At 70.2% G+C, this 21,563-nt stretch carries 17 protein-coding genes; 6 read left to right on the forward strand and 11 right to left on the reverse strand.

Annotated features, from left to right (window positions below):
- Positions 1-10: 10 nt before the first annotated feature.
- Positions 11-160 carry a hypothetical protein gene (locus K8638_RS41865; protein WP_223760386.1) on the reverse strand — a complete coding sequence of 50 codons (150 nt, stop codon included), beginning with the start codon at positions 158-160 and terminating at the stop codon, positions 11-13.
- Between the two features lie 475 nt (positions 161-635).
- On the opposite strand from K8638_RS41865, the gene K8638_RS41870 reads away from it, so the two are divergent.
- Together K8638_RS41870 and K8638_RS41875 are read left to right on the forward strand one after the other, a co-directional pair.
- Positions 636-1,235 carry a hypothetical protein gene (locus K8638_RS41870; protein WP_223760387.1) on the forward strand — a complete coding sequence of 200 codons (600 nt, stop codon included), beginning with the start codon at positions 636-638 and terminating at the stop codon, positions 1,233-1,235.
- Positions 1,225-2,199: a hypothetical protein gene (locus K8638_RS41875; RefSeq protein ID WP_223760388.1), complete on the forward strand. Its 975-nt coding sequence runs from the start codon at positions 1,225-1,227 to the stop codon at positions 2,197-2,199. The genes K8638_RS41870 and K8638_RS41875 overlap by 11 nt, the downstream gene beginning before the upstream one ends.
- Positions 2,200-2,550: 351 nt before the next feature.
- On the opposite strand, the gene K8638_RS41880 is transcribed toward K8638_RS41875, so the two are convergent.
- Positions 2,551-3,270, reverse strand: coding sequence for an SGNH/GDSL hydrolase family protein (locus K8638_RS41880; protein WP_223760389.1), 720 nt, complete (start codon positions 3,268-3,270; stop codon positions 2,551-2,553).
- Positions 3,271-3,448: 178 nt separating this feature from the next.
- Here K8638_RS41880 and K8638_RS41885 point away from each other — a divergent pair, with 178 nt between their 5' ends.
- Entirely contained in the window at positions 3,449-3,628 is a 180-nt protein-coding gene (locus K8638_RS41885; RefSeq protein ID WP_223760390.1) for a hypothetical protein, read from the forward strand.
- A 71-nt stretch (positions 3,629-3,699) separates the two neighbouring features.
- Here the strand turns inward: K8638_RS41885 and K8638_RS41890 are convergent, their stop codons facing one another.
- From K8638_RS41890 to K8638_RS41905, 4 genes are all read right to left on the reverse strand, one after another.
- Positions 3,700-8,499: an RHS repeat-associated core domain-containing protein gene (locus K8638_RS41890; protein ID WP_223760391.1), complete on the reverse strand. Its 4,800-nt coding sequence runs from the start codon at positions 8,497-8,499 to the stop codon at positions 3,700-3,702.
- A gap of 184 nt (positions 8,500-8,683) precedes the next feature.
- Positions 8,684-9,106 carry a biopolymer transporter ExbD gene (locus K8638_RS41895; RefSeq protein WP_223760392.1) on the reverse strand — a complete coding sequence of 141 codons (423 nt, stop codon included), beginning with the start codon at positions 9,104-9,106 and terminating at the stop codon, positions 8,684-8,686.
- A gap of 11 nt (positions 9,107-9,117) precedes the next feature.
- Positions 9,118-9,540, reverse strand: a complete 423-nt coding sequence (locus K8638_RS41900) for a biopolymer transporter ExbD (RefSeq protein ID WP_223760393.1) — start codon at positions 9,538-9,540, stop codon at positions 9,118-9,120.
- 111 nt (positions 9,541-9,651) lie between these two features.
- Positions 9,652-9,894, reverse strand: coding sequence for a hypothetical protein (locus K8638_RS41905; RefSeq protein ID WP_223760394.1), 243 nt, complete (start codon positions 9,892-9,894; stop codon positions 9,652-9,654).
- A gap of 140 nt (positions 9,895-10,034) precedes the next feature.
- Between K8638_RS41905 and K8638_RS41910 the strand changes: the two genes are divergently transcribed.
- Positions 10,035-11,450 (forward strand): NAD-dependent succinate-semialdehyde dehydrogenase, encoded by a 1,416-nt coding sequence (locus tag K8638_RS41910; RefSeq protein WP_223760395.1) that lies wholly within the window; start codon positions 10,035-10,037, stop codon positions 11,448-11,450.
- A 52-nt stretch (positions 11,451-11,502) separates the two neighbouring features.
- Here the strand turns inward: K8638_RS41910 and K8638_RS41915 are convergent, their stop codons facing one another.
- Positions 11,503-12,675, reverse strand: a complete 1,173-nt coding sequence (locus tag K8638_RS41915) for a hypothetical protein (protein ID WP_223760396.1) — start codon at positions 12,673-12,675, stop codon at positions 11,503-11,505.
- 214 nt (positions 12,676-12,889) lie between these two features.
- On the opposite strand from K8638_RS41915, the gene K8638_RS41920 reads away from it, so the two are divergent.
- Both K8638_RS41920 and K8638_RS41925 read left to right on the forward strand, forming a co-directional pair.
- Positions 12,890-15,859: a sigma-54 dependent transcriptional regulator gene (locus K8638_RS41920; protein ID WP_223760397.1), complete on the forward strand. Its 2,970-nt coding sequence runs from the start codon at positions 12,890-12,892 to the stop codon at positions 15,857-15,859.
- Positions 15,860-16,374: 515 nt separating this feature from the next.
- Positions 16,375-17,352 carry a COX15/CtaA family protein gene (locus K8638_RS41925; protein WP_223760398.1) on the forward strand — a complete coding sequence of 326 codons (978 nt, stop codon included), beginning with the start codon at positions 16,375-16,377 and terminating at the stop codon, positions 17,350-17,352.
- A gap of 7 nt (positions 17,353-17,359) precedes the next feature.
- Here K8638_RS41925 and K8638_RS41930 read toward each other — a convergent pair whose 3' ends face one another.
- From K8638_RS41930 to K8638_RS41945, 4 genes are all read right to left on the reverse strand, one after another.
- A complete protein-coding gene (locus tag K8638_RS41930; protein WP_223760408.1) occupies positions 17,360-18,847 on the reverse strand; it encodes a glycine betaine ABC transporter substrate-binding protein in 1,488 nt (495 codons plus the stop codon).
- A gap of 95 nt (positions 18,848-18,942) precedes the next feature.
- Positions 18,943-19,695 (reverse strand): ATP-binding cassette domain-containing protein, encoded by a 753-nt coding sequence (locus K8638_RS41935; protein ID WP_223760399.1) that lies wholly within the window; start codon positions 19,693-19,695, stop codon positions 18,943-18,945.
- A gap of 22 nt (positions 19,696-19,717) precedes the next feature.
- A complete protein-coding gene (locus K8638_RS41940) occupies positions 19,718-20,698 on the reverse strand; it encodes a hypothetical protein (RefSeq protein WP_223760400.1) in 981 nt (326 codons plus the stop codon).
- A gap of 88 nt (positions 20,699-20,786) precedes the next feature.
- Positions 20,787-21,458: a DUF4142 domain-containing protein gene (locus K8638_RS41945; protein ID WP_223760401.1), complete on the reverse strand. Its 672-nt coding sequence runs from the start codon at positions 21,456-21,458 to the stop codon at positions 20,787-20,789.
- Positions 21,459-21,563: the final 105 nt, after the last annotated feature.

The raw sequence follows: 21,563 nt of genomic DNA on the forward strand, positions 1-21,563 counted from the left end.
TCCCCGCACATCACATCTCGGCCAGGAGCATCTTGATGTAGCAGGTGCCGCTCACACCCTCGTACGCGATCTTCATGTTGCGGCGCGCGAGGCCGCCCGTGAGGATGCTCTTGGAGAGCTGGTCGAACAGCGGGGGGCTGGGAGATGACCAGACCGTCATTGCCAGGACACGGGTTCACGCCATTGGCGTCCGGGAAGTCGTTGATGCGCGTGCCGGCGCTGTTCTCGACAGACCTGCCAGACGTAGTAGTTGCTGGTCGGCGTGGTCTTCCCGGGCATGTATTTCGCATCGCGTGGATGCCTATCACCGCGTTTCCGTCGTGGGAGCCGGCGCAAGACGCAAAGGTGGGGGTGGTCCAAAAACGGGTCCACTCCACTGCCTTGGTTTGCGACAGGTGTTCGCCGTGACCCGGAACAGGTGTTCGGGCCCGTCCGGGGCACGCACCTGAATCAATAGCCAGACCGCGCTTCCCCATCCGTATACAGGTCAGCCCGGAGACAGTCCCGGGTTCAACCCAATGAGGGGGAAGATGAAAATCATCATGAATTCATGGAGTCGGCGAGCAGCGATGCTCGCCCTGGTGTTCTTGGGAGGCGCCAGCAATGCCCAGACATCCGCACCGACGAATGAGGAGGTGGAAGTCCGGGCAGCCATCTGGGGCTTGCGCACCGCGCGCCTGGAGCGGCTCGACCCGGGCACGACGGCCCGCATCCAGAACGCCGAGGCACTGCTGCGGAAGCATCCCGAGACGGCCATGCGCCTGTTGACGAAGCAGTACAGCGAGCTTTCGCCGGAGGCCGCGGGAGAGCGCAAGGAAGTCATCGTCGCCATCGCGGCAAGCAACTCGCCGCTGGCCGCGGACTGGCTCGCCACGCTCATCCGAGAGCCCCTTCCCCCGCTTCCCCCCCGGCCTCCCGCCTCCACGCAGACCGAGGTGATGGGGAGCCCTCGCGAGGAGGAGCTCGTCGTCCGCTACGCCGCGTTCCGGGAGCTGACGCGCCTGGCCCAGGGCGGCCAGCGCCGCGCGGTGGTGCTGCTGGAGTCGCTCACGGCGGAAGCCGACGCGGACCGGATTCTCCCGGCGGCCCAGCACCTGATGGAGGTCGCGCCCGAGCGCCTGCGCATCCTCCGCGACCGGAGCCATGGCGAGCGCCGCAAGGTGCTCAGCTTCGTCATGGGCGAGGGAAGCGCCGAGCTCGCAGTGGACTGGGAGGCATTCACCCGTGGCAACTGACAAGACGATGACGATGTTGGGCGTGCTCACGGTGGCGCTGATGGCCTCCACCCCCGCCCTCGCACAGGAGACGTGCTCGTTCCCGGCGCCAGACCCCTATCACCACGCAATGGACAACTTCGTGTGGGACTACTGGCGGTGTGACCCCGCCGTGTGGCAGGACTACGACACGCGCTTCCAGCTCTCCGACGGAGAGAACTGGGAGGGCTACGGCCTCCACGAGAAGTGCAACCTGGACCTGCCCTATGCGCGCACGCTCAACGCGCTGTACCTGGTCCAGCACTCCGCGCCGGCGTCCAGCGTCGGGACGGGCAAGATGAACACCGGCTGGTCCTATCTCGACGACAAGATTCCGCGCATCGGCGCCGGGTGTACCTGCGACTCCGGCTGTGTCGCCAGGTACTCTCCCGGGTTCTGGCCCTTCGCGCTGGAGCGCGTGCAGGTATTCACGCCCTTCTACTACTCGCGCACCGTCTCTCATCGCGCGGCGGTCCTCATCCATGAGGCCCGTCATGACGAGAAGAGCCACAACGAGTCCGACAGTGCCTGCGGGTCCGGCGGGAGCTGCGACAGCGACTGGGCCTATGACGGCTCCAACCGCTGGCACATCTCCTGGCTGTCGGACTTCGAGGTCTGGGGGAACATCCGGAACCAGGCGATGCGCGATGACGCGGTCAGCTGGGCCAACTACCTCATCGATAATCGCTTCAAGTACACGCCCGACCTCAAGCATGTCCCCGGTGTCGGGCTCAAGCAGAAGTGCTACCCGAACTGCGTGGTGCATACCTGCCAGGAGTACGGGCTGTGCGGCACCTACCCGAGCTGCTACAACTGCAATCCCTGCTACCGGACGGGCGATAGCTCGACTGGCACCTCCGAGGCCGCGGCGTTCTCCAGCCAGGATGGCAAGGCGGGCAGCACCGGGCGGGACGCGCCGCTGCCTCCTCCGGAATGCATGCTCTGAGCCGGTAGCACGCCCCTGGCTGCCTCACGGAGCCGGGGTGCCTCCTCGAGGGCTGGCCCGAGATGATGGGCCGCCGCCAGGCGGCTGGTGAAGGAGCACAACCCCGTGGCGCCTTGCTGGCGCCACGGGGCCCATTCTTTCAGACCAGCAGCAGCGTCCGGTAGCGCCGCGCCAGCACGAGAAACCGGTGAGTGTCAACGTGGGTGACGCGAGAAAGGATTCAGCCGTGCGATTCAACTCCGGCACTGCCTGGATGGGGGCGGAGAGGGACCGAGGCCCCCATCTCCAGCAGCGTGCATCGCGCGACCGCCCCCTTGCGCCTGCATGGGGGCGGCCGGTCCCCAACCGTGCTCAGTGCAGTGCCCAGTAGAAGAATCGAGCCAGTTGCAGTGCGCCCGTCGGATTGGGATGGGCGCCGTCAATCGTGTAGCCGCCAGGTGCCGGCGAATAGGCGTTTCCGAAGTTCACCACCTGCACATACTTCTCCCCCGGGCCGCGGTCCTGGTTGAACGCGTTCGCCGCGCTGATGATGGCCTGGTTCAGGGCAACCGCGTTCTGCGCGGCCTCCGTGCCCGAGGTCTCCCAACCCTCCCAGGTCACCGCGGATGGATCGATCGGTGGGTAGGTCACGGCGATCGGGGTCGCGCCGTAGACATCGGCGATGGTCGTCCAGACCGAAACAATGCAGCTCACCGTTTCCTGGACGGTCCGGCCGCCCAGGTTGACGTCATTGATGCCAATCATGACCGCGATCGCCGCTTCGTTCCTGTCCTGCAGGCGGTCGCTCAGGGGCTGGGGATTGTTGCTGGCACCCAGGCAGGTGCTGCCACCGACGCCGTCCACGGCGACGACATCGAACACCGGCGTCGTCGTCCACGAATACGGATGAGCGACATAGCTGACGAAGGAGGAGTCGGCGCGGTAGGCCGCACATTGTTCGGACGTCATGCCAAGGCCATCGCAGTTCCAGCCGCTGCGGTAGGTGAAGCTGTCGCCGTAGAACGAAATCGTGGACCAGGCATGCGCGTTGCCGGCCAGTAGCAGGCCGGCCAGAAGGAACTTCTTTCTCATCGGGTCATGACTCCAGGAAGGTGAAGGCCAGAGAACCGGCGAAGGAATGTTAGACCGCCGCCCTGTCGTGCAGCCATGCCGAACACAGGTCAGCCCTGGTGTGCTTGATACCTCCGCTGGGCACTCTGAGAATCCTTTCCTCCCGTTCCCGGCTCCAAGAGGAAACGAGGAGGTCGTCATGTGCAGCCAGGTGAAGTGCGGGAAGTGCGGGAAGCCGACGTGGAGTGGGTGCGGGCGCCACGTGGAGCAGGCGCTGGCGGACGTGCCGCACGAGGCGCGCTGCCGCTGCCGTGAGGAGCGCGGGGACGCGGACAAGGCCGACACGGCGCCCCGCCGCCGTCTCTTCGGGCGCTTCTGAGTCAGCGACGCCGGGCGTGGCCTCCCGAGGCCCGGGGCTCCTCGGGAGGCGCTCCGCTCAGGTTGCCTCGCTCATCTGAACTCCTCATCGAGCTTCGGCTGCTTCTTGTCCGGTGGTGGAGCCGCGACGGCTCCAGATGCGACGGACATCAACTCCGAGGCCTCAGCTTTCAAATAATTCACCGTCTGCACTACAGCAGCAGCAATCACGCCCGTTGGTGACATATCGGGTGGTCCGTCGACATTGGCGACATCCATTGCCACGGCATCCACAACAACCCCGATCTTATCGGCGTTTTGTGCAACAGCGACGCCAGCCCTCGTGGAGGCGGCCTGCTGGACGGCGGTTTCGGCACCTGCCACTGCCGTGCGGACGAGGGTGGCGCCTGTGGCGACTGTCCCGGTAGCGGCCAGGGCCCCTCCCGTGGCCCCCAGCACGGCAGGGGCCGCGACCACCGCCATGAACTCCTTGTCTCCCCTGGATGCCCCAGGAATGGGCGTGTACACCGACCGTTCGTTCGGGTTGATTCCGAAGAAAAGCAGCATGGAATCACGGAAGTCACGCCCGTCAGGGTCGACATAGCGATAGGGATTGTTCCCGGCGTACGCGTACCGGTTGAAGCTCTCTCCCGTGTTCGAATCCGTCTTGACCGGGTCGGCGGACAGGAACCGTCCAAGCATCGGGTCCTGGTACCGCTGCTGCATGTAGACCAGCCCCGTCGCCGCATCCATGGCGTGACCGGTGAAGCCAATGCCATCCACGCCGCCGCTCACGGGCAGGCCGTAGGGGGCGTACTCGGTGCGGTCCAGCACGGCGCGGTTGGCGTCCGTGGTCGCGATGGGGCTGCCCAGCGCGTCGGTGTGCTTGTACGAGGGCGTGAGCGCGCCGTCGCTCCAGCGGAAGAACACGTCCGCCACGACGTGGTTGCCCAGGTACACGTGCGTGGTGGCGCCGGCCTTGCGGTTGTCGGCGGTCAGGCGCAGCTTGCCGTCCAGGGCGTACACCGGCACGGCGCCGGTGCCGTCGGCCCGCCAGATGACGATGCGGCGGCCGTGGCCGTCGTACTGGTAGCTCTCCTTGCCCACCACGCTGGCCAGGCGGTTGGCCCGGGTGAAGCTGTACGTGTTTCGCCCGTCCGCCGTGATGTTGCCACGGGCGTCCACGCTGTAGCTCCAGGCCGGCGAGCCACTGCGGGTGACCGAGGTCGGGAGATTGGTGGTGGTGTCGTAGGCGTACGTGTACTGGGTGGTGCCCAGGCTGCTGGTGCGCAGGTTGTCCAGCGCGTCGTAGGTGTAGTTCGCCGTCCCCCAGATGCCGGGGGCCGAGGCCTGGGTCAGCCGGTCCAGGTCGTCATGGGTCATGGCCCGGTCGCGGGCGGTGTTGGCCAGGTCCTCGATGCGGGTCACGTTGCCGTTGGCGTCATAGGTGTTGCGCAGCTCGAAGACCCGGTTGCCGCTGTAGGAATCCGTGCTCACGTGCGGCAGTTGGCGGGCGTTCTGGGTCAGCGTGTGAACGATGCCGTTGCCGTAGGTGAACTGCTTGATGGCCCCGTTCGGGAAGTACTGCACGCCGGTGGCGTAGGCGCCGGCCCGGGTGGGCTGGCCCAGCGCGTTGGGGGCGTAGTCGATGTGCACCTGGGTGTTGTTGATTGCCGACAGGTTGCCCAGCGTGTCGTAGCTGTAGTCGTGGATGTAGTCGCTGTAGAAGAACAGCTTCTCCCGCGTCAGCAGCCGGCGCTTGTTGTACTGGTAGGTCCAGACCGAGCCGTCGCTGCTCAGGCTCGCCAGCTTGCCGTCCGGCGTATAGGTGTAGGTGGCGTCGTTGGTGCCGTCCGGATAGGAGAGGGTCCGCAGGCGGTTGCGGGCGTCATAGGTGCGCACCGTCTTGTCGGACAGGGGCACGCTGGCGGCGTCGCAGCTCAGGCTCGTCAGCGTCGAGCCGTCGGCACTGCGCAGCAGGTTGCCCATGGCGTCGTACTCGAAGTGGGTGGCCCCCTCCTCCGGCACGATGGACTTGCACAGGCGGAGGCGCGGGTCATGGACGTACCTGCGGTCCAGGTCCTGCGACCCGCCCGACCAGGAGCCGGTACGCCGCACGCGCTCGGTCATCCCCAGCACGTTGCGGTAGAAGGTGGTGGTGATGCCCAGCGGCGCCACGATGAGGTCCGGGGCGGACGTGTCGGGCTGGTCGAAGGCCTGGAAGCTGGTGGTGGTGACCTTGCCGCGGGGGTTGGTGACCCGGGTCTGGAAGTTCGTCAGATACTGGTACTGGGTGACGAGCTGGCCCAGCTCGGAGTCCTGGCGGACCGCCGTGGGGCGCCCCAGCACGTCGTAGTCGGTCCAGGTGCCGGTGGACAGCGAGGAGCTCGTGCCCGGGTAGGACGCGAAGCTGGGCTTGCCCGTGGGGTGGTAGTTGAAGCGCTTGAACCGCTGGGTGCCGCTGCTGTTCGCGTTGTCCAGCTCGCGCTCGACCAGCGGCCGCCACATGGCGTCGAAGTACGTCAGCTTCCGGTAGTCGCCGCGTGAGACGGTCTGCCGCCAGTGGCCCGCGGGGATGCCGTATTCGCTGCTGGCGACCTGCGCGTAGCTGATGGCGGTCGGCGCCCAGGCCACGCTGTCGCCGGCCGGGTAGGTGATGTTGGAGAGGCGGCCGCCCGCGTCGTAGTCGTAGCTGGTGGTGAAGCCGTTCTCGTCGGTGACACCGCGAATCTGCCCCAGGGCATCCACCGTGGCCGACCGGGTGGTTCCATCCGCGAACTGGATGTTGCGCGGCACGCCGCGGTACCAGTTGCTCAGAGTGGTGGTGCGGTTGTTGCCGTCCGTGGCCGTGGCGATGGTGCCGTCCGCATTGTACGTCAGCGTCTGCATCAGCAGGGGCGGGGCCGAGCTGTCGACGGTGCCGGCACCGTAGAAGCGGAGCGGCAGGGCGGTCGTGGTGTTGTACTCGGTCTTGCTCAGGATTCGGCCCAGGTCGGTGTTGGCCGTCGTGGCCACCTGGCCCAGCACCCATTTGGAGAGGTGGTCGTAATAGGTGGTGGTGTCGGTGCGGCTGTCCCCCAGCGAGCTGAAGCGGGTGGTGCCGGTCGGACGCGCGAAGCTGTCGAAGCTGTTGGCCTGCCAGGTGAAGGCGGTGTCCTGCTGGCGGATGACCGTCTTGAGCAGCGGGCGGTGGTACTCATTCGGGAAGCTGTCGCCGTTCGCGCGCTGCCCCAGTCCCCAGCGCGCCTTGTAGACGCCGTCGGTCATGGACAGGTCGTAGGTATGCGTGGTGGTCCGCAGGATGTTGTCCGCGCTGGTGCCGACCTCGACGCTGATCAGCTTGCCTTCGTCATAGCGATAGGTGTTGCCGTGCTTGTACCGGACCCACTCGCCTCCCGGGCCCGTGACGGTCGTGGTGCTGCGGCCCGCACAGCTGTCCGAGGTGCAGGGCGGCTTCATGCAGTTCTCGAAGCCGATGGTGCACACCGGGTAGGTGCGCGTCGTCCCGGGGTACATGTGGAAGTTGCGGCCCGACGTGTAGGAATAGTCCCACTGCGCGGGCGTCAGGCCCGGGCCGGTGACGTGCTTGGACTTGAGCGTGAACGCGTCGTACTCGAAGGGCCAGAAGGCCGAGTCGTCATTGGTGTCGTTGCCGGTGCCATTGGGGTAGCCGACCCAGGTCGTCACGTTGTTGCAGGACAGCGGCACGCGGCTGCGGCCATGCTCGACGATGCTCGTCGTGAACGTCCCCACCGCGCCCGAGGGGTGGGTCACCGTGCCAACGGCTTGCAGGTCGTAATTGAGCGGAGTCTCGTTGTTCAGGCAGCTGCGGTAGATTTCACCGAGCAGGAACACCTCGGTGTAGAGAATCTCGGCATTGGTGAAGGCCGAGAAGTTGATTGTCCACTTGCTGGTATCGGGAAGGGTGACCTGGGTGAGCGTGCCACGCCCGGAGGCCGTCGTGCCGTAGGTGTACGTCCAGGTCCGGGTGCCGTCACTGACGCTCGAGACCGCGCCCTGGCTGTTGTAGCTCAGCGTGAGCTGGCGGCCGTCGTTGGCGCTGACCTGGGTGAGCCGGGCCCGCTGGTTGGCGGCATTGGTGTACGTGTAGGTCACCACGTTGCCGAAGCGGTCCTCGACGCGCGTGGCGTAGAGGATGTTGCGTCGAATCTGGATTTCCGCCTGCAGGTTCGTGCCGCCCGGGAGCACCATCGTACTGCCGCGGCGCAGCGGCGGCTCATGGTGCTGCGCCATCCAGTCGAACCAGTATCGGGTGCCATCCGGGGTCGTCGCGAGGAAGCCCTCGCCGGTGCCGTTCTTGATGGTGGTCAGGCAGCTGATGTGGACCTGGTCGTTGGTCATCCAGACATAGGGGCCACCCGAGGCCGGCACTTGCGTGCCGGGCTGCGTACGGAGCAGCTCTCCGCCGGAGACGCCGGGGATGTCGAGGCTGCCTCCCTGCCAGAAATCCGATGCGGAGACTCCCTGCATGGGGCTGGGCGCCGGGCCGCCCACGGAGCAGCGATTGCCGGACCCGTCCGAGGCGAGCCATTCGGTGGCGTAGACCCCGCTGATGCTGGGCGCGTCCACGTCCCAGTCGAGCATCATTCCGTCAGCCTTCCGGTGCCGCCAGTCACGCACCTGGTAGCTCCGGGTAAAGGCCACCGGCAGGCCGCTGTTGCCCGGCAGGCTCACGTCCGTGAGGGAGAAGGACAGGGCTCCGTTCGACAGACTGACCTGGTCGCCGAAGAGGTTGGGGCCCAACGGGCTCACCGCCTCGCTGGCCTTGATGCGTTTGCCGTACTCCTCCCATGGGGCCTTGCCGACCGCGGATTGGGCGAGGGCACTGGTGGAAACCAGTCCCACCAGCAAGAGGCAGACCGCTCGCGACATGTTCAGTCCTTTCGGGATGTCAGTCATTGGTGTACCAATGACTCATAACACGCCACGCATTCTCGCGTCCCTGGCGCAGGCCTGTTCCACCCAATCGAAGCCCTGTCACAGCCGCGTCACCATGCGCCCCTCGGCCAGGCGGGACTCCGGGGTGCACGAAGTGTCGGCCGCCGTCCAGGGCCGGCTATTCGGTGAGCACGCCCAGCTCCTCCGCGCCCGCGGCCTTCGCTCCATCCAGCGCCGTCACCAGCCGGCCGTAGCCCGCGCGGTCATCCATCTTGAAGAACACGTGCCGCTGGCCCCGGGGCCTCGCGTCCAGCACCTTCTTGAGGCGCGGCACGTAGTCCCCGTCCTCCACGGGCTCGCCGTTCAGCGTCAGCCGTCCCTCGGGCGTGAGGGCCACCACCCACTGGGGCTCGGAGGGAGACGACACCGGAGCACTGCTCTCGGACACCGCCGGGAGCTGCACGGCAATCTCCCTGTTCAGCAGCGGCGTGAGGACCATGAAGATGATGAGCAGCACGAGCACCACGTCCACCAGCGGCGTGACGTTGATGTCCGACTGCACGGCCTGGGGCCGCACGAAGCTCTTCTTCGCGGTGTGCATGGCGTCCCCTCTCACCGGGCCTCGAGCTCTTCCACGCCGAACGACACCCGCTCCACCCCGGCGACGCGCGCGAGCCGGATGACCTTCCGCACGTCCCCGCACGTGAGCGCCTGGTCCGCCTTGAGCAGGAACCTCCGCCCCGGCTTCCGGCTCAGCTCGTCCCGGAGCCGCGTCTGCAAGGCCGCCTCGTCCGGGTACGCGTCCGCATCCACGAACACCTTGCGGTCCGGCGTCACGGAGAGGACCACCGGTTCCTCCTTCTCCTCGCGCTCCACCTGGGCCGCCTTGGGCAGCACCACGTCCTGCCCCCGGCTCTGCATCTCGGGGACGAGGACCATGAAGATGATGAGGAGGACCAGCACCACATCGACGAGCGGGGTGACGTTGATGTCGCTCTTGACTCCACCCCGGCCACCACCGGCGGACATTCCCATGCGCGGCTGCTCCTTGCTGGAAGGGACAGCCTCAGGGGAACACGGCAGCGGCGGGGCGTTGGCGGACGCCCGTCCAGCATTCCGTCATCATTCCGTCATGACGTCGGCGCGCTACCGGGGCAGGAGGACGCGGTCCCTGCCCGCGCTGCCGAACACCGCGCCGAGCACGCAGAAGAAGTGCAGGAAGAAGCCCGGGAAGAAGAAGAACCAGTAGCCGGCGCCCACCGCCAGGAACCACGCTATCGCCCGCAGGAGCTGCCCCTTGTAGAGCTGCCCCAGGCCGGGGATGAAGAAGGACAGCACCCCGGCGATGAGGGCACTGAAGCGGCGCTCGTGGATGACGGCAGTGGGCATTCGGGCCTCCAATCCTTGCCCTCCCCATATAAAGGAGGGGACGGAAGAACGAAAACGACGTGTCCGGCCGGACGCTTGGCGCACGAGCGGCGTTGTCTCCCCGCGCCCGGCTGCTATCACGGGACTCCAGGAGGACTTCCATGGCCATCGCCACCATCGACCCGACGACGGGCAAGACGCTGCGCACCTTCGCCACGCATACCGCCGAGGAACTGGAGGCGAAGCTCCAGCTCGCCGAGGACACGTTCCGCACCTACCGCCACACCTCCTTCGCCGAGCGCGCCACCTGGATGCGCCGGGCCGCGGAGCTGCTGGAGGCGGAGGCCCCCCGCTACGGCCGCATCATGACGGAGGAGATGGGCAAGCCGCTGGAGGCCGCCAAGGCCGAGGCCCGCAAGTGCGCCAGCGCCTGCCGCTACTACGTGTCCAAGGCCGAGGCGCTCCTGCGCGACCAGCCGATTGAGGTCGGCGGGGACCGCGCCTACGTGCGCTTCCAGCCGCTGGGCCCGGTGCTGGCCATCATGCCGTGGAACTTCCCCTTCTGGCAGGTGGTCCGCTTCGCCGCCCCGGCGCTGATGGCGGGCAACGTGGGCCTGCTCAAGCACGCGCACAACGTCCCGCAGTGCGCGCTGGCGCTGGAGGAGCTGTTCCTCCAGGCGGGCTTCCCGCGCGGCGCCTTCCAGGCGCTGATGATTGAGACGTCCGAGGTGAACCGCGTCATCGAGGACCGGCGCGTGAGGGCGGTGACGCTCACCGGCAGCGAGGGCGCGGGCCGGGCGGTGGGCGCGGCGGCGGGCAAGGCCATCAAGAAGGTGGTGCTGGAGCTGGGCGGCAGCGACCCGTTCATCGTCATGCCCAGCGCGGACCTGGACAAGGCGGTGGAGACGGCGGTGACGGCGCGGCTCATCAACAACGGCCAGTCGTGCATCGCCGCCAAGCGCTTCATCGTCGCGGAGAGCATCGCCGCGGACTTCGAGCGCCGCTTCGTGGAGCGCATGAAGCGCGTCACCGTGGGCGACCCCATGGACCCGAAGACGGACCTGGGGCCGCTGGCCACCGAGGGCATCCTCAAGGGCCTGCACGCGCAGGTGGAGGAGAGCGTGAAGGCCGGCGCGCGGCTGCTCCTGGGCGGCAAGCCCCTGGAGCGCCCGGGGAACTTCTACCCGGCCACCGTGCTGGCGGACCCGCCGCCCCAGGCCCCCGCCTTCCATGACGAGCTGTTCGGCCCCGTGGCCACCCTGCTGCGCGCGCGCGACGTGGCGCATGCCCTCGAGCTGGCCAACGCGACGCCGTTCGGCCTGGGCGCCAGCGTGTGGACGCGCGACGAGGAGGAGCAGCGCCGGTTCATCGACGGCATCGACTCCGGCATGGTGTTCGTCAACGAGATGGTGGCGTCGGACGCGCGGCTGCCCTTCGGCGGGGTGAAGCACTCGGGCCACGGGCGCGAGCTGGCGGACATCGGCATCCGGGAGTTCGTCAACATGAAGACGGTGCGCATCGCCACCACGGGCGGGGCGCAGCAGCCGCCTGCGCCGCGCGGCGCGGCCAGCGAGTAACACGGGGGACAGGGGCCCGGCGCTCTCTCGCGGGAGCACCGGGCCGTCACTGCTACCGCGTGCGCGTCCGCCCGTCCGGCGCGCGGTGGACCTCCTCCAGCGCCTGCGTCACCGCCTCCACCTCCGCGCCGAGCTGCTCCACACTGCGCCGCAGCCCCGCGCCGGCGACGTCCTCGCCCACCGTGTCCGCCGAGCGCACCCGCAGCACCTGCGCGTACAGCCCCTCCAGCGTGTAGTAGAGGCGCGTGTGCTCGGCCTCCAGCCGGTCCGCCGCGGTGGCCAGCTCCGCGCGCTGGCGCCGCTGCTCATCCAGCGCGGCCAGCGCCCCGGTCAGCCGCTCGCGCACCACCGCGTCCTGCTCCGCCGACACCCGCGCGGCCAGCGCCTCGCGCTCGGACTCCAGCCGCCGCGTCTCCTCCGGTGTCGACAGTGCACGCAGTTGCTGCTCCCTCCGCGCCAGCTCATGGCAGCTCTTGCGCAGCGCCTCCACCGTGCGCTCCGGCGCGTGCACCACCTCGCGCAGCACCGCCGGCCCCTCGCGCAGCTCCGCCAGCAGCTTGCCGCACAGCACGTCCACCTTCGCCACGCGGGGGTCCACCGCCGCGCCCGTGGAGGGCCGAGAGCCGTGAGCCTCCGTGCGCCGGGCGTCCGCCTCGTGCGAGGCGTCCCCCACGCCATGCCCCATCCCCCAGGAGCGCGCCCCGTGCGGGGATGCCCCCGCCTCGGCCTGCTCGCCGTTCTCCGTTCCGCGGAGCTCCGCCGCGCCCACCGAGGCCCCTCTGTCACCCGGCCCGCCCTCCGCGCCTCGCGGCTCGGCCCCGCGCATGGACGGCCGCGGCTCCGGCTCGAACGAGACACCGCGCCGGGGCCGCCCCAGGTGCCTCGCGGCCAGCAGGAAGAACACCAGCGACACGAAGACGAGCCACCAGAGGCGCCGGGGCTGGGCCAGCGCCATCAGCACGCACGTCACGGCCACCGTCGCATACATCCCGCCCCGCACCGGGTCGCGCGAGCGGGCCTCGCGTGCCTCCCGCTCGGCGCGGCGGGCCGCCCGCTTCGCCTCCCGGCGCCACTTCTTCTCCCACTTGCGGCGCACCTTCCGGGACGGCATCCGCCCGGTATGGCGCACCCACTCCGCGATGAACGCCTCTTCTCGCGCCCGGCCCTCCGCCAGCGCCGCCTCGAGCCGGCGGAGGCGCGCGTCCTGGAGTCCTTGGGACGTCAAAGACGTTGGAGGGGGAAGTTGTTCACGGTCCACGCCAGGAACGATAACGACTTCCCCGACATCGAGGGAGCTGGAGCGCCCGCTCTGTCGCCTGCCCCGAGAACGAGCCGAGCTCGCGGGTGTCTCAACAATCGGAAATACTCAATCGTTTGCTTTCCCCTCGGAAAAGCCCGAAGAAAAGAAATCGGTCGGGGGGCCGTAAGGGGACTGCGTCGTGGTGAGCACGGAGGAGAAGGAGGCGTCACGCGGGCTGGGTCCCGAGGTCATCCGCGCTCTGCGAGGTGACCAGAGCCGTGCCGCCTTCGCCCGCCTGCTGGGCGTCACTCCCCTCACCGTCTACCGCTGGGAGCTTCCGGTCGAGGCCCCGCAGGCGCGCCGCCCACGCGGGCGGGTGGCCCAGTCGCTCCGCCAGCTGCTCGACAGCGGCCTGCCCGCCACATCCCTCTCCGCGCCCTCCGCCTCCAAGCGCCAGCCACTCCGGTCCGAGGAGTCCAGCCGGCTGGCGCCGTGCCTCGCCCGGCTGAGGAAGGCGGAGTGGCGGGCGGCGGAAGAGGAGCTGCTGGCCCTGCTGGCCTCGGGCGTGCTGCGGACGCCGGGCGCGCGGGCGATGGCGGCGGTGGGGCTGGCCTACCTCCTGCGCTGGGGACGCGAGGACTGCCGCGGCGCCTTCGCCACCCTGCTGCCCCACCTGGAAGATGCGGCCGAGGGCCTCCTCCCCGAGGCGGTGGAGCTCCAGGTGCACACCCTGGCCGCCAACTTCTACGCCTCGCCGGACGGCAAGCTGTTCGACGCGGACAAGTCGGACGCGCACGTGGCGCGCGCGGAGGCGCTGCTCGCCGCCCACCCGTCGTGCCTGGACACCGCCCCCTCCTTCCATGGCGTCGCGGAGGTGCGCTGCCACCTGCGCATGGTGCAGGTGGCCAGCGCCTTCTACCTCGGCGAGGCGGACCGGGTGGCGCGCTTCTCGGGACGGATGGGGGAGGCGCTCGCGGGGGTGACGGACCCGGTGATGCGCCTGCTGGCCGAGGACACCCTCGCGCACGAGGCCACCATCCGCGGCGAGTCCGTGCAGGCCACACGCCGCTTCCGCGAGGTGGCCCAGGGCGCGGCGCGGCTGGGCTACCCCTTCCTGGAGGCGCGCAACCTGGCCTTCCTCGCGCAGCGGCGCCTGGAGGAGGCGTGTGAGCCGCAGGAGGCGCTCCAGCTCGTGCGCCGCGCGCGCGAGGCCGCGTACGGCGGGCGCATGGTGCGCGGCTTCTCCTTCGTCTTCGCCGCGCGCTCGGAGGCCGATGCGCTCATGCGCCTGACGCGCTTCGAGGAAGCGGGGGCGGTGCTCGACGAGGCCAGCGCGGTGCTGGAGGAGCTGAGCTGGACGCCGCTGCACCTGGTGGTGCAGCGCGCGGTGCTGTGTCTCATCACCGGCCGCCACGCGGAGCTGCGCGGGCTCGCCGGGCGGCTGGCCGCCTATGACGGCCCCATCCAGCGGCGCCTCACCCACGCCTACGGCCTCTTCGCCGAGGCCATGGCGGACCTGGCGGAGGGCCTCCTCTCCCGCGCCGCCGAGCGCTTCGCCGCCACCTCCGCGCACGTCGTGGAGCTGGGCGGCTGGCCCTTCCTGCGCCGCGAATGCCTGGTCTACGAGACTGCCGCGCGCGCCTTCTCGGGGCAGCTCGCGGAGGGCCGCGTGGTGCTGCGCCGCGCGCGCGTCTTCCTGGAGCGGATGCCGTCCGCCATGCACTCCGCGGTGCTCAACCGCTTCGAGGGCGTGCTGCTGGCGCTGGAGGGCCGCCCTCGCGAGGCCCGCGAGCAGATGGAGGCGTCGCTGGGCACGGCCCAGCTCGCGGGCGACCTGTGCATGGCCTCCTTCACCCGCCACCTCCTGGCGCTGGTGGCGAGGCTGGAGGGAGACCCCGCCGCCGAGGAGCTGCTGGCCGCCAGCGAGGCGGAGCTGCGCCGCACGGGCATGGCGATGCCGCAGGACTTCACCCGCTCGGCGGCGCGCCCGCTGCTGGCCCCCGCCGCCCTCGCGGGCCCGGCGCGGCTGGGCGCGGAGGCGCTGGTGGTGCCCTTCGAGCGGCTGTCGGTGCGCGGCATGGGCGCCTCCCTCATCCAGCGCGAGCTGCTGGGTGTGGTGGAGGGCCTGTTCCCCGGCTGCGCGCCCCGGCTGGAGGAGCTGGACTCCCAGGGCCACGCCACGCGGGTGGCCGGCGTGGACACGGTGCCGGCCACGGAGGCGGTGGAGTTCGGCGACGGGTGCGGCCGGCGCCTGCGCCTGGGCGTGGTGGGCCCGCTGCCCGCGGACGGCCGCGCGCTGCTCACCGTGCTGTCGCGCCTGGGGGGCTTCGCGCTGGAGGTCGCCGCGCTGCGCGGCTTCGCGGAGCTGGAGGCGCTCACCGCCCCCCCGGGCAACGCCGAGTCCGAGCGCGACGCGGAGCTGCCGGGCTTCATCGCCGCGTCGCCCGCCATGAAGCGGCTGCGCGCGGAGCTGGCGCGCCTGTCCTCCAGCCGCGCCACCGTCATCGTCACCGGCGAGTCCGGCTCCGGAAAGGAGCTGGTGGCCAGGGCGCTGCACTCGCTGTCCACGCGCTCGCAGCGGCCCTACGTGGCCTTCAACTGCGCCGCCGTGCCGAAGGAGCTCTTCGAGGGCCAGCTCTTCGGCTACCGGCGCGGCGCCTACACCGGCGCGGCCACGGACCACCCGGGCGTCATCCGCGCCGCGCACGGCGGCACGCTCTTCCTGGACGAGATTGGCGAGCTGCCCCTCGAGGTCCAACCCAAGCTGCTGCGGTTCCTGGAGAATGGCGAGGTCTTCCCCCTGGGTGAGATTCGCCCCGTGGAGGTGGACGTGCGGGTGGTGGCGGCCACGCACCGGGACCTGGGCCAGCTGGTGCGGGAGGGCCGCTTCCGCGAGGACCTCTTCTACCGCCTGAACGTGGTGCCGGTGCGCGTACCGCCCCTGCGCGAGCGGCGCGAGGACGTGGTGGCGCTGGCGAAGCACTTCGTGCGGCTGCTCACGCCGGAGGGGCAGGAGCCTCCCCAGCTGGCGCCGGACGCGCTGGCGGCCCTGGTGGCACACCCGTGGCCGGGCAACGTGCGCGAGCTGCGCAACGTGATTGAGCGCTCCATGGCCTACGGCCCGCTGCCGGCCGTGCTGGGCGCCGAGCAGATGCGCATCGCGGGCTGAAGGCCAGAGGAGAGTAGGTCCCCAACCCGCGATGCGCTCCGCCCTGTTTCCCCACACCCCTGTGGGAAATGGGTCAGAGGTCGCACTCCGGGCCGAGGAGGGGGGAAACCCCGACCCGGAGCGCCGTGTTGCTCAAGCCTCTGAAAGAACACACCCGCGGGCCGGAGAGGGGGGAAGCTCCGACCCGGGGTGCCGGGGCCACCGAAGCGGCCACCCAACAAAAGTCACGTGCGGCCGGCCTCTTGAGGAGAACCGTCATGCACTGAGCATTCTCTTAAGCACCCCGCGTGCCAGCGCCCGGAGGCCCCGGGAGGGCAAACGGAAATCATCCTTTGCGGTAGACACAGGGAGCACACGTATCCAACCGGCGGGGTGGGATATCCGAGTGACCATTTCCGGATATATCGGACGGTGGAGGAACTCAGGAACCGAGCAGCCTCGCTGATGGCCGGGGTGAGGCTGGATGAGGGGTGTGGGGGCAGCGGGAGGGGGCGAAGTGGGTTAAGGGGAGCGCGATGAACCACGCCGCCTCGTCCCGCCGGTTCCAAGTCTTCAGCGTTGGGGTGCTCGCCTACACGCTGGCCGTGATTCTGTGGGGTGCCTTCGTCCGGGCCACCGGCTCGGGGGCGGGGTGCGGGGACCACTGGCCCGTGTGCAACGGGGAGGTGGTGCCACGAGCACCCACCGTGCAGACGCTCATCGAGTACACGCACCGGCTGACGAGCGGGCTGGCCCTGGTGCTGGCGGTGGCCCTGTGCGTGTGGGGCCTGCGGGCCCACGCGAAGGGGCACCCGGCGCGGCGCGCGGCGGGGTGGGCGCTGGTGTTCATGGTGACGGAGGCGCTGGTGGGCGCCGGCATCGTCCTCCTGAAGTACGTGGCGGACAACGCGTCGGTGGGCCGGGCGATTTGGATGGGCGTGCACCTGGTGAACACGTTCCTCCTGGTGGGCGCGCAGTCGCTGGTGGTGTGGTTCTCCCGGGGGCGCGCGTCGCTGGCGCTGCGCGGGCAGGGGCTGGTGGGGACGCTGCTGGGCACGAGCGTGGCGGCCCTGCTGCTGCTGGGCGTGAGCGGCGCGATTGCGGCGCTGGGCGACACACTGTTCCCCGCGGAGAGCCTGGCGCACGGGATTCAGCAGGACCTGTCCGAGACAGCGCACGTGCTCATCCGGCTGCGGGTCTGGCACCCGGTGCTGGCGGTGGTGACGGGCGCGCTGGTGGTGCTGGTGGCGCGGTGGGTGGCGCGGCTGCGGCCCTCGGAAGAGGTGCGGCGGGCGTCGACGGCCATCATCATTATATATGCGGCGCAGCTGCTGGCGGGCGTGGTCAACCTGGTGCTGCTGGCGCCGGTGTGGATGCAGCTCGTGCACCTGCTGCTGGCGGACCTCGTGTGGATGGCGCTGCTCCGGCTGTGCGCGGCGGGGCTGGCGTCCGACGCGCCGAGGGCGCTGCCCGTCTCGCAGGGCTCGCCCGCGTCCACCGCCGGAACGGTGTGAGCCGGGCTCAGCGCGACTCCGACTCGGCGCGCAGGCGCAGTCCCTTCGGTACGACGGCACGCTCCACCGCCTCGAACAGGCCACTGGCGAGCAGCGCCAGCGCGGCGGCGGGCACGGCGCCTTCCAGGATGAGGCCCACGTCGTCCAGCCGGATGCCGGTGAGGATGGGCTGCCCGTAGCCCCCCGCGCCCACCAGCGCGCCCAGCGTGGCGGTGCCCACGTTGATGACGGCGGCCGTCTGGATGCCGGCGAGGATGGACGGCGCGGCCATGGGCAGCTCGATTCGCCACAGCCGGGCGCGGGACGGCAGGCCGAGCGCCTCGGCGGACTCGCGTACCTCCAGGGGGATGCCGGCGAGCCCCGCCGCCGTGTTCCGGACGATGGGCAGCAGGCTGTAGAGGAACAGCGCGGCGATGGCCGGCCGCGAGCCGATGCCCAGCAGCGGAATCATCACCACCAGCAGGGCCAGCGAGGGCACCGTCTGGATGATGCCGGCGAGCCCCAGCACGCCCTGCCCCAGCCGGGGCCTGCGCGCGGCGAGCATGCCCAGCGGCACCGCCAGGGCCATGGCGGACAGCAGGGACACGGCCACGAGGAACAGGTGCTCACGCGTGCGGCGCCAGACGCGGGCGGACAGGCTCTCGCCGCGCACCTCGGCGGTGACGCCCAGCGCGCTCGCGAGGAAGTCGGCGGCCACGCGGGCCTCGGGCACGCGCTCCAGCCTCGCGCGGGCGTTGAGCTTCACCATCTCCGCCTCGGACAGGCGGCCCTCCAGCCGCAGCAGCGCCGCCAGCGCATCCGGCGCGCGGGGCTCCAGGTCGGCACGGTAGAGGAGCACGGCATCGTACTCGGGGAAGTGGTGCAGGTCGTCCTCCAGCACGCGCAGCCCGTAGGCGGCGATCTCCGCGTCGGTGGAGTAGAGGTCCGTGAGTTGAATGGCCCCGCTCTCCAGTCCCCGGTAGGCCAGGTCGTGGTCCAGCCCGCGCACGTCGCGCTGGGGCAACCGGTAGCGCTCGCGCAGGGCGGGCCAGCCGTCGGCGCGGTCCATGAACTCGTTGCTGAAACCGAAGCGCAGCTCCGGGTGCGCGAGCAGGTCGGAGATGCGGCGGATGCCCAGGCGCTCGGCCTCGGACTCCTTCATGCCCAGCGCGTACGTGTTGTTGAAGCCCAGCGGCGCGCTCAGGCGCAGCCCTTCCTCCGCGAGCGCCTCCCGGAGGGCCGCGTCGTCCGGCAGCTTGCGTCCGGACAGCAGCTCCTGCCGCAGCGTGCCGGTGTACTCGGGGTAGACGTCCAGCTCCCCCCGGCGCAGCGCCTCCCAGAGCACGGTGGTGCCGCCCAGCTCGCGCCGGTGCACCGCGCGCGCCCCGGTGCTCCTCGCGAGCTGCGTCACCATGTCGCCGAGGATGACGGACTCGGTGAACTTCTTGGAGCCCACGCGCACGGTGGGCGTGCTGTCAGAGGAGCCGGGCGGGCCACCGCCGCACGCGGCCAGCATCAGCGCGAGCACCAGCAGGAGGCTGGAGCCGGAGGAAGACCTCACGACTCCTTGGGCGCACAAGCCGCGCACGAGGCCCGAAACATGCGAGGCACTCACGCCGCCGCCCCTCCGCCCGGCATGGGCCGCTGCGCCTGGATGAAGCGGGTGACGAACGGGTCGGCGGGCTGGGCCTCCAGCTCGGAGAGGCCGCCCTGCTGCACCACACGCCCGTCGCGCATGAGGACGATGTCGTCTCCGAGGAAGCCCGCCTCCGCGAGGTCATGCGTCACCAGCACCACCGTCTTCCGCAGTCGGGCGAAGATGGCGCGCAGGTCCCCTTGCAGCTCATGGCGCACCAGCGGGTCCAGCGCGCCCAGCGGCTCGTCCAGCAGCAACACGGCCGGGTCCAGCATGAGCGCACGCATCAGCGCCACACGCTGCCGCTGCCCACCGGAGAGCTGCGCGGGATAGCGCCCCAGCGCCTCCACCGGAAAGCGTGTCAGCTCCACCAGCGCCCCCAGCCGCTCACGCGTCCGGGCGGCGGGCCAGCGCAGGTGCCGGGCCATGAGGGTGACGTTCTCCTCCCCGGTGAGGTGCGGAAAGAGCCCGCCGCCCTGGAGCGCATAGCCCACCCGATGACGCACCGGCAGCAGCGCCTCCGTGTCCCGGGGCAGCGGCTGCCCGTCGAACAGCACGCGCCCGGTGTCCGGAGACAACAAGCCATTGAGCAACCGCAGCAGCGTGGACTTTCCGCAGCCACTGGGCCCCAGCAGCACCGTGGTGCGTCCCGTGGGCAAGCGCAGCGTCAGCGGGTGCAGCGCCTGCGTGGAGCCGAAGCGCTTGGACACACCTTGCAGCTCGTACACGAGGCACCGCCCTCCAGCGGAGTCAGGGAAGAGAGAACGCACCATTGCACACGGCGGGGAATGGAGCATCGGAGGCCAGGAAGCTGCACGAGGCGTAGAGCGCGCGGTCCTTCCACTCCGTCGCCGCGGCCCAGACCACCAGCGGCCCCCGCCCGGTGGGCGCGGTGAAGCGGGAGCAGCGCGCGGGCAGTCCCTCCAGGCGGCACGGCACCTCCTCCACGGGCCCGGAGCCCGGCAGCGCTTCCGCCAGCTCCGCCACGCCATGGTCTCTCCACAGCACCGTCACATCCGTCCGCGCGGGCATGTAGACATTCCACGCGAAGGAGGAGTCCTCGCAGCGGATGCGCCCCGCGCGGGTGGTGGACGCGGAGACCTGACAGCCCTCGGGCACGGCCAGCGTGCGCCACGGCAGACGCGGCGGGAGGAGCAGCGCGTCCGCGCCCAGCACGTCGCCCTCGGGGTTGCCGTGAGACGCGAGGTACTCGAGCAACTCCAGGCATCGCGCCAGCAGGGGCCGCGCGTTGTCTCGCGCGATACACCCGAGCCCCCGCAGCCGCCCGGGCCCCGCGGAGACGGCGGAGTAGTAGCCCCCGGCCCGGCAGTTCTCGCCGGTGTCCGCGCCTCCATCCGCGCGCTCACACACCACGAAGCGAGCGGAAGGCCAGGGCTCCCCCGCGAGCGGCAGCTCCCCTGGCACCTCCTTGAAATCCTCCCCTCCGAAGCGTGACGTGACGCGCTCCCAGGAATAGGTGAGCACGTCGGCCAGGCTCTCGGTCTTCACCTCGGTGAGCCACACCGACAGGCCGCCGCAACGGTAGGTGCGCGACTCGGCGCTGTCTGGGACGGGCGTGCACCCCTCGAAGAGGGCGCGGGCCTCGGGGAGGAAGGGGCCCGCCGGGGTGGTGCCCTCGGGAGACACGGGTGGCACCCGGGGCGTGGGCGCCGTGCACGCGCACAGCACCCCCATCAGGCACGCAGGCAGCAGCCTCGCAGCGGCCCGCATGGAAGCCGGGATAGGCGCCACCGCGAGGCACGTCAACGGGCGCGTCGCCTCAGCGACAGGCGCCGTACACAGTCGTGGCAGCGCCGGGTCAGTCGAGCACCTTCTCCAGGCTCTTCCCGCGCGCCACCTGGCGGTCGATGACGTTGCTCGTGTGGTTGAGCAGGAGGCCGAACGTGGCATCCGCCCGGTACGTGTCCATGCCGTCCTCCACCAGCTCCAGCCCGTCCTCCTGGTCGTCAATGACACGCGAGATGAAGGCCCTGTCGAACTCCGCGCCTTGCTTCGCCCGCACCTCGTTCAGGTCCTCCTGGGCGTCGCCGACGTCCTCCTCCAGGCGCTTGTCCACGCCCTTCATGCGCGCCTCGTAGCCCTCCTGGATGCCGGCGCTGCCGGAGCCACCGACGCCCTCCTGCCCCTCCGGTATGGCCAGGTCGATGACCGCCACCTCCAGGGACTGCGTGTCGGCCCAGTTCCGCAAGTCATTCAGGTGCTTGCGGTGGTCGGCCACCAACTGCCTCGCGAAGCGGCGCACCTGCGGGTCCTGGGAGCGCTGGAGCGCCAGCTCACCCAGGGCAATCTGCTTGGCATCGAAGAGCACGAGCTGGCCCACGTACTGCTCCCGGTCCGCCGCGGCCTCGCCAATGCGGCGCTCCTGCTTCCGCGAGTCATCCGCGTGGGCGGAACAGCCCACCAGAAGGCCCACCACCAGTGCGGCCGTCAGCCCCGCCGCGCCAAGACCTCTCCCGAGGATTCCAGCCATGTGCACCTCCAGACGAAGCAATGCCCGAAGGTGGGAGCACGCCCGGAGGCACCGCAAATGGGCCACGCCTGTCCGGGCCTCCCCGTGGGGCGGGAGGTCCCATCG

The organism is Myxococcus sp. RHSTA-1-4 (genome assembly GCF_020037125.1).
In the GTDB taxonomy this organism is placed as follows: Bacteria; Myxococcota; Myxococcia; order Myxococcales; family Myxococcaceae; genus Myxococcus.